This window comes from Lysinibacillus sp. GW821-FHT14F06 (genome assembly GCF_058803665.1).
Genome location: NZ_JBXAPF010000057.1, coordinates 1 through 11,280, shown reverse-complemented (window position 1 = coordinate 11,280; position 11,280 = coordinate 1). Strand labels below are relative to the sequence as shown.

Sequence of the window (11,280 nt, the reverse complement as noted above, 5' to 3'; positions counted from 1 at the left end):
TCATGCAGCCATTGTAAAACATGTGGTTTTCCAGCATCAAAAATAAAAGCAATACGCCCCTACAGGCGTGTTTTTTTATTCTAAAATTACTCCGTAATTTCACGAACATATTTGTTCATGTTCTTCCAGTACCCCTCTAATACCCCTAATTCTTCATATGACATTTTGAATAAACTCAAATCTATCATTTCAGCAAGTTGGTCCAATAAGGCATTATAAAAATTATTTTTACCCTGTTGATCGATACCATTTTTCAAAACAAAGTTTAAAAGGCGAGCATGGACACCATTTGAAAACTCGTTGAGAACCTCAATTTTTAACATTTTATCATAATCGTATTTCATCGTTCCATCCCTCTATTTTTTCTCTTTATTCAAATCCTTCTGGTGAGGCCTTCTCAAATTCGCCCCCAAGCACTTTTTGTTTTACCTTGCTTACCAAACTCCTAAAAGCGTCTTTAAGGGTCATAATATTACTTGTAAGCTCTTTAACGAATTCTTTAGCATGTGGTAAAGTAAATTTGATTTCAGCCGTTAAATCGCTTATAAGGACTGTTAAAGCCCTCTATTCTTTTCTTTAAGCTGCTTATTCTCAGTAGAAATTTTTTCCAATCTTCATAATCCCTATCAACTGCTTCACGCTATTCTTTATTTTCTTCTCGTAAGTGTTTCGGAATATGCCAGGTATATTGTTTGGGATGTAACTTCAATACTTTACCTTTTTTAACTTTTGATATGAAATCCTGAAAGTGTATTATTGTTTTGCATTATCATAATTTCCTATTTCTAATTTTTAGAGGGCTTTTTTTCCGATACTAATTTAAAAATGAGTATAGCAAACTAGAGGTATGGTTTTCACCATTCCCCGTTTGATTAGAGATTTCGTAACTTGGCCAATACTCGTTCACGTTCTTGTGCAAAATAGGCTTTCTTTTCTTCTGTTAATTCTTCTTCTTGCTCATGACGAGTCGCAAACCATGCAGGTACCAATTCTACTTTTCTAGTTTTATCTTTTTCTGGTACTGCAGATGAATTCGAAACCGTTAAATCGTTGATTTTGTTTCGAATAATAGCACTTAGTAAGGCTACACGGTTTGTTTTTACGTATTGATCGCTTGCTGAAACAGCTGCATCTAATGATTGATACATAATCGATTCTAATTGCACGTGAGACACCGTTAGCTTGTCCTCTGCTTTGATTTTTTTTAATGAGCCATAAATAACCCCTACAAATGGTTTAAAGCCTTCTAAAGAGCCTGTACGGGCTTGATAGAGGTTTTTTAAACGATTATAAAGATTATTTTTTTGATCAGACACTTCCTTAGTAGACGTCTTTATATCTTTTAATATTTTAATTTGGTTATTATAGTTAAGATCCGAATTTGAACTGTTTGGCGTTGGTGTGACAGCGTTTTGAGCCAAATCCTGATGTTTATTTTGATGTTTGTTTAGATATTTAAAGTCCTCTTTTACAATCGCAATTTCATATACAGTGAGATGATAAACCTCTCTTAAAATGCTCTCAAAATTTACATGTTGCACATCCAGAATGACCCGACAACCACTATTCGTTTTCCCTGATTTGTTTCTAGAGAGAATAAACAGCTTTGATTGGTCCATATACTTAAAGGCTGTTGAAATTGTATTGAAACCAACCTCTAATTTTTTACTTAAATGTTCTCGGCTTACTTTGATAACTCCGTTGTATGTAAGGTCATAAATCAATTTTTCTAGCACTCTATGTACTTTCCCTCCAGGATAAATACCTTGTGTTGCTAGTACTTCTTCTAATTGCTGCAGGCGCTCTTCTTTGAGTTGCCGATCTCCTTTTTGATTGCCGTATGTAATAAATGTTTGGACTGCTTGGTTTGGTGTAGTTTTTAGTTTGTTTTTCATGGTAGTTGCTCCTTTTTGAAGCAAAAAAGCGTTTTACATCGCTGTAGTAACGATGCAAAACGCTTTCGATGACAGAAACTTTTTAATAAACTGTTGAAATGTCTTCTAATTCATACTAGAATGACGTATATAGATACTATGTATCGTTTTAACAGTTAAAAACAGTCATTTCACGACAAGCTGCATCGTATGTACGAGATACGATAAAGCGATTAATAAAGTGTTGGTAGCACTTTATTAGTCACTGTGGGATGGCTTTTTTACGTTCGATTTAGTTATTCTTACCATACGCTAAAGTTAGCAACTTGTAAATATATTCTATGACTATTAGTTTCTATTAGTTTATTTAATAGAACCATGACGCTTGAAAAATTCTAGTAGCGCAACCTCTACTAGCTGTGACTTTTTGATGTTCAATTCATCTGCGACACGATCTACTTCTGCCACTAACTCCTCTGAAATATAATACGTTTTATTCTTCCTACTTCGCGTATTTAACTTCGCAATCTCATTGAAAATTGGTAACTGGTCATGCGGATCCTCTTGCTGAATTCGCTCTTGAATCATCTTTTTTAACACCTGAAACTCGTTTTCTGACAGACCAATGGCGTTCAAAACCCCTATATTTCGCTGACTATTAGTTTCTATTAGTTCATTATTAGGAGTCGTGGCGGCTACCTCTTTATTAGTTTCTATTAGACCTTTATTAACTTCTATTAGTTTACTATTCACTTTAGGAGTTTTCTTAGATGCTGCTGCTTTTAACTGTACCAACGCTTCATTAAACGTCATATCCGTATCGGGAAAATTGGCGTCACGTTGCCATCCATGTTGTGATTTATTATAGAAATATCCTAATGAATTAAATACTTCTCGTATGGTTGTATCACGTGTATTTAAAATCTTTCTAAGCTCTTTTAATGATCTTTTACTAGCAATCAGCTCTGAAACTTTGTTGTCTTTGGTCAACTCTAACATACTATTCACTCCCCTAATAGTTTCTAATTATATTAGTTTATATTAGCTGATTAATAATTTATCACTTTTTCATCCTATATAATTTCGAAGAACGAAGGTGCTGTCACGTTGCCATTCATGTTTTTACTCATTTTAAATAGATTTTTAATAATATACGATTTGATTTTGAAGATAATTAACTATTTACATAATTAAAACTTAATAGGAAGATAATTACAGTGTTATTATTAGTTGTTTATACGCTGTAATTATAGATAAAAAAGGAGAGAGTTTATGAAGAACATAAAAAAATTAGTAGCACCTTTTTTAATTTCAGGAATTATTTTGTCAGTAGGAAGTAATAATGTTTATGCCACTAGCAATTCGCAAAATGTTGATGCCCCAAGTATCAATTGGGATGAAATATGGAATTCTACAGATGAATTCCCAAGCCATACAACTTTTGGTTCATTAGAATCAAACACTCTTTCTAGATCATCAAACGACATGTCAACAGCTGATACAGTGCTGTCCGCAACTTCGACAAAGGTAAAAAGTACAGGTATAACTACAGGACCTTCTTTTGTAACAGTTGGTGTTCAAACAAGTTTAGGGATAACTGGAATGGGCGCTACTGTAGGTTCATATGAAACAGCATTTGGTGGTACAGCTACTTCTACAGTTTCAATGACGAGAGGATCTACTGTTCAATCATGGACTGGAAGAACTTACCATTGGGCTAAAAACTTAGCGTTAGCAGAATTCTCAACGTGGTCAGGCCAGTCTAAATCTTATTAAAATTTCAAATAATATATAGGGCTAACCTGATATTAACTTAGGTAGTCCTTTTATAATTGAAATCTCCATAGGAGGAAATAGTGAAAATCAAATATTTATACATATTTTTATTAACTTTAGTTTTTGCTACAGTATTAATAGCATGTTCAAATGCTAACGATTCAAAAATGCATCAAGAAATAAATAGTGATTCTGTTGATGTAAAGATGAGTGATAAGTTTAGTTTGTTAGATTCAGCAAAAGATACCATAAAATCCTCAGAACCATTTTCTCGAGTAAAAGTATTTACTCCAGACGACGATTATATAGAATATCAAAATGTGCAAGATGGGGCATTTCCATATATAAAAATGAATAAAAACCAATCGCATATTTCAGGTAAAATTGTACTTGAAAATCAAACAGATACGAATTGGGAAATTCAAAGTTTTTTTTTACAGGGTAATAATATAGCTAAGGTAAAGACTAGTAGTTCTCAAATATGGAATTCTTCTATCTTATTTGATGTTCAACCAATGTCTTCAGTAGAAATTAGCATAGATATTCAATGGAAAAAAGATGGGATGAATGAATTAACATTTTTCCCACTGGATCATACAGCTAATTTGGGTTTATATAACGGAGGGATTTGGGGAATTTCTCGTTATTTTGTATTGGATAAGGATATGGACATAAAAAAAGAAGAATTATTTAAACAATCTTTTGAATTAGATTCCAACAATTCAAAAGATATAAATTTATACCCCGTATCTACATGGATTGGAAATAAAAATGAAGAATTAAAACTTATAGAAAAAGATGGAAAGATATATACGGATGGTTCTGTAAAGGGAATAAAGTTAAGTTCAGTACCTTATAATACAGAAGTTGATGTATTGCTAATGGATGAATTAGGAAATGTAACTGTATTATTTCAGGAAGTAAAAGTTAAAAAAAATGAAGATACTTTTATTTCATTAAGTTCTCAAAATTTGGACACGTTACGTAAATCAAATCATAAACAATTTATAATAATTTTAAATAATCGTGAGAAAGATATAATACTAAATATAAAGTCTTTAGATTTGGGATTAATACCATTTATTACAACGTTTCAGTCACTTTTAGAATTTTACAAAGAAAAAATTAGTTAAAGCTTGAGTTAATTCCATAGAAATGTCCTTTAGATCCCCAAAATTTTGAGGCAAACAATATACATTCGAATACATGTTAAGTTTACATAATAATAGAATTAGGCAGTAGTAACAAGGAATAAACCCTTGTTATTACTGCCTTTTCGTTTGAATCATTTTTTATTGTGTATACAGAATTTTATACATGGTTGATTTGACAGCGTTTTTTAATTCAACTGCTAGCCGTGTCATGTATAAATATTGCATAAAAATGATTAGATTAAAGGGCTTTTTTACTTTTGCAGCGATGATTCTCTATACTTTTGGATTCTAGATAACACAAAATAAACATGTTGGTGTTAATGGCTTTTTTACTGATAACCATGTAGCGTTATTCGAACATTAAGAGAGCGATTCTTTCGTTATCGACTTTGTAAAATACTTACATATTCTTATAGACATATGGTTTTCATTCGATAAACTGATTATAAAACCATCTAAGGAGTTCTCACTATGCCACCGTTAATTTCAACCATATTATTTCACAGTACTACCATTTATTTCGTTTTCTTACTTTTATTTGTGTTTTTCAGAGTTATTGTTTTTAATTTTGCTTTAAAAGATATTAAACGCCCGTTAAGTATCGGATACGATATATCCCTATTTATCTTTACATCCGTTTGGTTATTGAGTTTACACATGAAGGATATTATTTATTACGGCTACGACTCCCCCGCATTATTTATAGCTGCATCGGCTTATGCATTTTCGATTTTCGACTTTATATACAATTTTATTCTCTACAAAAAAAATAAATCCACGAGTCCATAACTCGTGGATTTTTTACTCTTATCGAGAGTAAGCTACGAACGCAATATACGAATTCTTTGTAACTACCTGTCCCGATTGCGAATTACCATTACTATCTGTATAAGGTATTTGAGTAAACCGCGTTTCCACCCTCGCTCCACCTGAAGATTGAGCGATGAAAGTAACGTCCACTTTATCTCCGACTTTCGGCGCAGGGAAATCTACATTGGTACTCGTAATCGCCGTTGCGCCAAAATAAACAGTGAAAATCGTCCCTACTAGTCTGAGTGAACCCAAAATTGTTGTTGCAGCAAGAACAATATCCTGTTTAAGTTTTGCTTTTTCTACCGCAGCTTTATCATAAACAAATGTCTTTGCTTGAACTGACCCCGTCATTTTCACCGTTGGGTAAATTACATGCGAACCAATAGCTGGTGATGCTAATTTTAATTCTACTTTAAATTCACCGTACCACGGTACATCAATTGTAATATCATCACTAGTTGCGCCTCGTTTATAACTTTTTGAGTAAATCATTTTATAGTCTCCACCTCGGTGCACATATAAAGTAGCCTCGTAAGGTAGAGTATAATTCCATTTAATACGTAATTTACGGGCTCCGTCCCCGCCTGTTTGTGTTGCTGTTAATTTATAATCTGCCATTTTTGTTTTCTCCTTTTTTATGTTTGTTAGCTGCTAACACTATACTAAGGGACATTTTTGTCTTTATTTACAACCTCTTTTTCCAAAAAAGAAAAAATGAAATAACGCAACAAATAAAAAAGACCCATACGGGTCAGTAAGTTTTTATTCGCTCGTTGTTTTTTTCAAATAAACCTTTAGGCTCTTTGAATTTAACGTTTTCTAATGTCTTTATAACAATTTCATACAAATGTTGTCTTAAATCGTCTCGATGTTGTTGACTTGTTTGTAGTAAAGCGAACTCTATTACATTCTTTTCTTTTCTTATAATTTCATTTCTTTCTTCTAAACCAAATTTATAATTTGTTTTAATTCTCTTCACCACACATCACCTGCAATTCTTTATTATCTTTTTCTCTCATTCACTTAATTTTACTTACGTTATCCGAAAGAACGTCTATAGACTCTCTCAACTTGTCTATTTTGCTCTCAAAACGGATCAGCAAATAAACAGTAATTGCCACAGGAAATCCAAAGTTCGCTATAATTTGTATCCACTCAAATCCTTCAATCATCATTTAATTGTCTCCCTCATTTTTTTTATTGCTGCTTTGCGCACCTTTGAAATTGCTTGTTGCGTTACATTCATTCTTTTAGCAATTTCCTTTTCGCTCAACTCCAATATATAAATCATATACAAGACCTCCCTTTGTTTTTCAGTTAAATTCGCAACACCCTCAGCCAATCTAACATCTTCGAAAATCTGACTTAAATCCTCATGGTATATCGTTTCGTATGCTGTTGTACTTTTTCCGTCTATTAATAATTCCGAAATAGCAATTTCAGTTCCATAAACAACTTTATCTAAAGACGTTTTTTCCTTTTCGGCATTTCTTATTTTTTTGTCAAACCGTCTTGCTTCGTACTCGATTGTTTTCTTTAAATATCCTCTTACTATCATTTGTCTTTCGAATTTTTTATAGGTTTCATTTAATTCAGTTGCATTTTTTTGATTAGGCTCATTCAAGTATCTTGAGTAAATAACATTATTTTTTTCGTCTTCTAAGAAAATAATAAAAATTCGACTTTCTGTTATTTTTTTAGCAATTTCCACCTATAAAACCTCCTGTTCATCCAAAAACAAGAACTTACGTTCTCTTTTAAACCAAAAAAAAGAGAGCGTACGTTCTTTTTTTGGTTAAAAAAAATACCACTTATAATATAAGGGGTTATATATTATTTTTTTACAACCTTTCCAAATTATATTTTAATTATATAAAAAAGACTTTTTTTTAGCGACCTTTTCGATAAGATTTATTCGGCTTTTCAAAAAGCAGAAAGCATCTATATCAAACAATAAAAAGTGATCGATGAAATATATGGTTTGATAGAGAGTCAAAAGGTTTTGAACGGTTAGCATCTGAACTAAAACAGACAAATATATAAGTTGAGCACCAGATGAAAAGAAATTTTAGTTCAGAAATTTAGTAGATATGAAGAGGTGTTTTCACGTACACATAAAAGACCAAAGCTGTTATTAAATTAACAACTTTGATCACAATTTTAATTTCACCTTCCTAGAAAAGAAGAGCATAAGGGAAATCTGCTATCACTTGAGGTGATAGACTAGGCAGGGCCTAGTATTTCGGTGTCCCCATAAAAAAGTTCATTTCTACATGTTTTCTATACAAACATTTATTGCCTTCTATATATTTTCTACATGTTATTCAACATCTAAAATTTACTTTCAGCCTCTTTCAATCGCCTCCTAATAGTTGCTTCTGAAACACCTAGTATTCGTGCGATTTCTCGATTACTTTTCCCAGCATCTTTTAAATGTAGCAATTTCAATTCATTGATGGGTACCTTAGGTCGTCCGTTTGGATTTCCTCCTCGCCATTCCTCATTCTTCCTTTTACTTTTCAAAAATTTCCGCAACAATACTTCCACCTCCAACAATGCGTCTTAACTCTAAATTATAAGTTTTGACGCATTTTTCTACAAAAAAAGTGTGTTGCATTTGCAACACACTTACTTTTTACTTTCACGACGCCGAAAAGAATTCATTATGTTATAGATGAGTCCTTGAAATATTACAAAACATAATCTTCATCATGTTCATACCATTCTCGATCGTTAGGATTATTCGGATCCAGTAGAATAGCACCGTCTGCTCCTGCTGGATATTTTATTGATTTTAAACCCTTCTGCATTTTAAAGAGCACTGCTTTCAGTTCTTCAATACTCATTTCCTCATACTGTTTATGTTCCACTTTAAAACCTCCATTCAACGATTTCATAAAGGCTTCATACACATATACCAAATTTCGAACCCTCACAAACCTTTTTAAGCCATTTAGAATCAAAACCCTAAGGTAAATAAATCAAAAATAAAATAACAGCCTTAAAACGAATGTAAAGGGTCTCTAATCTGATTTTCTGAAGATCTTTTCATGAAAAACCTTTTAAATTCGAACAAAGCAACAACAAATATAGCTGTTTATTTTACATAAAAAAAGCAGCAGCTACTCTTTTTTTGTGTTTGTTATTTCTTATTTGGTTCCTCAATAATTTCTAATAGATCATTAATTTCACACCCCAGTGCTTTGCACAATGCCCCTAATGTATCACGTTGATATTGTTTGGATTCATCGTTGTACATTTTACGAACGGTTTCAAAATTCACTCCTGACATTTCAGCGCATTTTCTGATTGAAATTCCTTTGTTATCTAAAATACTTTTTAATTTTGATTTAGCTCTAATTCCCACATTCTCACCTCATTTTCATTGTATCAAAAATAGTAATAAATTGACGGTAAAATACAGTTGACTTTAAAGTAGGGTCAATGATACGATTTTGACAGCTAATTGCAGTCACTTTTAAAAATCTGGAAAGGATAAGAGAAAAAAATATGATAACAATTATTAACACAAAGATAAATGGATTTCATGAGATAAGAGGTACTTATAACGAACAATCGAAAACAGTAACAATCGAAAGCTTAGTGGTTTTATCAATAGGCAGACTAATAGAACTAGGGAAGGTGACTTTAACAAAAGAAGAAATGATAATGATGTTAAAATTTTTTTATGATAGTGAGGATAAGGAGTTGTCATAAGCAGTGGCAATGCTACTACTTGTTGAAAGATTGATGTCACGTAAATGTTTAGGGATATGCCAGATAAGATGAAAAAATGTACAGCAAATGTATGGCATGTGTATGGCAAATGTACAGCAAACAACTTTTTTATGGGGACACCGAAATACTAGGCTCTGCCTAGTCTATCACCTCAAGTGATAGCAGATTTCCCTTATGCTCTTTCCTTTAAAATTTTTGTCCTTCTCATTACTACCTAATTCTAGACATTTATATCAACTCATCTTGTATAATTTTGTATTTTTTAAGTAAACATTTCCTCATTTTACTTTCAGACCCTTTGTTGGATAGCTTGTAATTCATTGAATTGATATTCTAATTAAGGTACCTCTTTATCTTTCTGCACAAGGGCAAAAAGGTACTTTTTATATTTGGTTAGTACATAATCATGTTAAAGATGTACAAAAGGATGCCTAATAGGCATCCTTTTGTATTTTTGTATCTTGAAAGTACGTCATTGTCAACGTGGCGTAAAACTACGGATGATTGTCATTCGTAGTTTTTTCTTTACAATTCGAGCAAAGCGACAACAAATATAGCTGCTTATTTGGGAAAATAACAGCTATATATTTGGAAAGGTCATAGGAATCTTCTACCAAGTCAAAAACAATGTTTTTGGGGTTTGTCATGACAAACCCGTTGCTTGCCCTTTTTTAATTTTTTAGTCTTGTGGAGCTCTTACTATAAGTTTATGGATGGGTTTATGGGACTCAGCGGCTTTTATATTCAGACTAAAAACTTTCATCACTAAAACAGGCGCAAACATATCTCCTGGTTGAATGTTCATATCCAGTAAGTGTTCTGGAATACGCCAGAAAATTTGGATTGACAACCGTCACGTATCTCCCATCTCCTCTAGCAAAAACTAGGCTACTTTATCCTAGTAAAAACAGTAGATATATAAAAATATGTTTTAAAAAAGATATACAAACAAGAATGAAGTCAGACTGGCACATACACTACCTTAGATACTCAGCAAAGGAGGGGAAATAATGACTGAGAGAAAAGATATTTTGAAAAAGTTAAAAGCTAACCTCAAAGCTATGAAACAACAAGGCCATCCAGAAGAAGTTGCTAACCTACTAAAAAAAGTCCAATTACAACAATCAGCACAATGTGATCCACTTCTTTTTGATTGTTGTACTGTTACTTTAGCTCCAGAATCCATTTTGGCTTTTCCATCTGAATTAATTAACATTGGTGCAGACTTCCTTTTCCTAGATTGTTGTATCACAGAAGTAAACGCTGATGCTTTGACACCATGTGGAGTTGTACCAGGTGCTGCTACAGTAAAAGAAGTAAAAGCAGTTGGCCATATCAATTATGTTGCTTCCTTCACTATTCCAACTTTCTACAACAATGGGGCAGAAAACTGCAACCAAGTTGTGGAACAAAATGCGTTAATAAGGAGTAGCGAATGCTACTCCTTTACTCTTTTTCCATTCGGCTTAACATTTCTCTTCGCAACAAAGTAATATAGTCTTGTTCTTCTGGCGACCGTAGATAGATACGGTTATAGTGACTGTAAGCTTCCAGCAATTCTATATTGACCATCTCACATGGAGATTTCCGTTCCTTATCCATGTACTGACCACATTTTTCACTCATTCGTTCATCCCTCACTATTCTACTTCATCAGATTCCTCAATTTTCAACACTCGTTCGTTGTACTTCTCAAATTCTTCAGGTGTCGATTCTCGCAATGTGTTTTCATACTTCGAATTGTTCCAGAGGGAACGCAGCAAGTGACACAACCTAAAAAAAATAGTTTGAATAAATTACTAGTAAACATAAGAAGGAGGTGTTTTTTTGAGTTCACGTAAAAAATGTTCATGCAGCCATTGTAAAACATGTGGTTTTCCAGCATCAAAAATAAAAGCAATACGCCCCTACAGGCGTGTTTTTTT

At 32.8% G+C, this 11,280-nt stretch carries 15 protein-coding genes; 4 read left to right on the top strand and 11 right to left on the bottom strand.

Annotated elements, in window-relative coordinates:
• Nucleotides 1-86: 86 nt before the first annotated feature.
• The 3 genes from AC1RNS_RS25910 to AC1RNS_RS25900 form a co-directional block, all read right to left on the bottom strand.
• On the bottom strand, nucleotides 87-344 hold the full coding sequence (locus AC1RNS_RS25910; protein WP_492996706.1) for a hypothetical protein: 258 nt from the start codon (nucleotides 342-344) through the stop codon (nucleotides 87-89).
• 528 nt (nucleotides 345-872) lie between these two features.
• Nucleotides 873-1,895 carry a hypothetical protein gene (locus AC1RNS_RS25905; protein ID WP_492996705.1) on the bottom strand — a complete coding sequence of 341 codons (1,023 nt, stop codon included), beginning with the start codon at nucleotides 1,893-1,895 and terminating at the stop codon, nucleotides 873-875.
• Between the two features lie 342 nt (nucleotides 1,896-2,237).
• Nucleotides 2,238-2,873, bottom strand: coding sequence for a hypothetical protein (locus AC1RNS_RS25900; RefSeq protein ID WP_492996704.1), 636 nt, complete (start codon nucleotides 2,871-2,873; stop codon nucleotides 2,238-2,240).
• 273 nt (nucleotides 2,874-3,146) lie between these two features.
• On the opposite strand from AC1RNS_RS25900, the gene AC1RNS_RS25895 reads away from it, so the two are divergent.
• Both AC1RNS_RS25895 and AC1RNS_RS25890 read left to right on the top strand, forming a co-directional pair.
• The gene (locus AC1RNS_RS25895) at nucleotides 3,147-3,650 is read left to right on the top strand and encodes a hypothetical protein (protein ID WP_492996703.1); all 504 of its coding nucleotides are present in this window, start codon (nucleotides 3,147-3,149) and stop codon (nucleotides 3,648-3,650) included.
• A gap of 80 nt (nucleotides 3,651-3,730) precedes the next feature.
• Entirely contained in the window at nucleotides 3,731-4,783 is a 1,053-nt protein-coding gene (locus AC1RNS_RS25890; protein ID WP_492996702.1) for a hypothetical protein, read from the top strand.
• Nucleotides 4,784-5,611: 828 nt separating this feature from the next.
• Here the strand turns inward: AC1RNS_RS25890 and AC1RNS_RS25885 are convergent.
• The 7 genes from AC1RNS_RS25885 to AC1RNS_RS25855 all read right to left on the bottom strand — a co-directional run bounded on the left by AC1RNS_RS25885 (nucleotide 5,612) and on the right by AC1RNS_RS25855 (nucleotide 8,984).
• A complete protein-coding gene (locus AC1RNS_RS25885; RefSeq protein ID WP_492996701.1) occupies nucleotides 5,612-6,235 on the bottom strand; it encodes a hypothetical protein in 624 nt (207 codons plus the stop codon).
• Nucleotides 6,236-6,368: 133 nt separating this feature from the next.
• The gene (locus tag AC1RNS_RS25880; protein WP_492996700.1) at nucleotides 6,369-6,596 is read right to left on the bottom strand and encodes a hypothetical protein; all 228 of its coding nucleotides are present in this window, start codon (nucleotides 6,594-6,596) and stop codon (nucleotides 6,369-6,371) included.
• 40 nt (nucleotides 6,597-6,636) lie between these two features.
• A complete protein-coding gene (locus AC1RNS_RS25875; RefSeq protein ID WP_429980105.1) occupies nucleotides 6,637-6,792 on the bottom strand; it encodes a YvrJ family protein in 156 nt (51 codons plus the stop codon).
• Nucleotides 6,789-7,328 carry a sigma factor-like helix-turn-helix DNA-binding protein gene (locus tag AC1RNS_RS25870; protein ID WP_492996699.1) on the bottom strand — a complete coding sequence of 180 codons (540 nt, stop codon included), beginning with the start codon at nucleotides 7,326-7,328 and terminating at the stop codon, nucleotides 6,789-6,791. Before AC1RNS_RS25870 ends, AC1RNS_RS25875 begins: the two co-directional genes overlap by 4 nt.
• A 620-nt stretch (nucleotides 7,329-7,948) precedes the next feature.
• The gene (locus AC1RNS_RS25865) at nucleotides 7,949-8,152 is read right to left on the bottom strand and encodes a helix-turn-helix domain-containing protein (protein WP_492996698.1); all 204 of its coding nucleotides are present in this window, start codon (nucleotides 8,150-8,152) and stop codon (nucleotides 7,949-7,951) included.
• A 155-nt stretch (nucleotides 8,153-8,307) separates the two neighbouring features.
• Entirely contained in the window at nucleotides 8,308-8,487 is a 180-nt protein-coding gene (locus AC1RNS_RS25860) for a hypothetical protein (RefSeq protein WP_492996697.1), read from the bottom strand.
• A 272-nt stretch (nucleotides 8,488-8,759) separates the two neighbouring features.
• Nucleotides 8,760-8,984: a helix-turn-helix domain-containing protein gene (locus tag AC1RNS_RS25855; protein WP_492996696.1), complete on the bottom strand. Its 225-nt coding sequence runs from the start codon at nucleotides 8,982-8,984 to the stop codon at nucleotides 8,760-8,762.
• Between the two features lie 143 nt (nucleotides 8,985-9,127).
• On the opposite strand from AC1RNS_RS25855, the gene AC1RNS_RS25850 reads away from it, so the two are divergent.
• Complete coding sequence (locus AC1RNS_RS25850; protein ID WP_492996695.1) at nucleotides 9,128-9,334, top strand: hypothetical protein; 207 nt, start codon at nucleotides 9,128-9,130, stop codon at nucleotides 9,332-9,334.
• A gap of 700 nt (nucleotides 9,335-10,034) precedes the next feature.
• Here the strand turns inward: AC1RNS_RS25850 and AC1RNS_RS25845 are convergent.
• Nucleotides 10,035-10,205: a hypothetical protein gene (locus AC1RNS_RS25845; RefSeq protein WP_492996694.1), complete on the bottom strand. Its 171-nt coding sequence runs from the start codon at nucleotides 10,203-10,205 to the stop codon at nucleotides 10,035-10,037.
• Between the two features lie 160 nt (nucleotides 10,206-10,365).
• Here AC1RNS_RS25845 and AC1RNS_RS25840 point away from each other — a divergent pair, with 160 nt between their 5' ends.
• Complete coding sequence (locus AC1RNS_RS25840) at nucleotides 10,366-10,848, top strand: hypothetical protein (RefSeq protein WP_492996693.1); 483 nt, start codon at nucleotides 10,366-10,368, stop codon at nucleotides 10,846-10,848.
• Nucleotides 10,849-11,280: the final 432 nt, after the last annotated feature.

Coding starts and splice junctions, on each gene's coding strand:
- AC1RNS_RS25885 (WP_492996701.1), bottom strand. CDS start 6,235: ATGGCAGATTATAAATTAACAGCAACACAAACAGGCGGGGACGGAGCC.
- AC1RNS_RS25910 (WP_492996706.1), bottom strand. CDS start 344: ATGAAATACGATTATGATAAAATGTTAAAAATTGAGGTTCTCAACGAG.
- AC1RNS_RS25900 (WP_492996704.1), bottom strand. CDS start 2,873: ATGTTAGAGTTGACCAAAGACAACAAAGTTTCAGAGCTGATTGCTAGT.
- AC1RNS_RS25895 (WP_492996703.1), top strand. CDS start 3,147: ATGAAGAACATAAAAAAATTAGTAGCACCTTTTTTAATTTCAGGAATT.
- AC1RNS_RS25850 (WP_492996695.1), top strand. CDS start 9,128: ATGATAACAATTATTAACACAAAGATAAATGGATTTCATGAGATAAGA.
- AC1RNS_RS25905 (WP_492996705.1), bottom strand. CDS start 1,895: ATGAAAAACAAACTAAAAACTACACCAAACCAAGCAGTCCAAACATTT.
- AC1RNS_RS25875 (WP_429980105.1), bottom strand. CDS start 6,792: ATGATGATTGAAGGATTTGAGTGGATACAAATTATAGCGAACTTTGGA.
- AC1RNS_RS25840 (WP_492996693.1), top strand. CDS start 10,366: ATGACTGAGAGAAAAGATATTTTGAAAAAGTTAAAAGCTAACCTCAAA.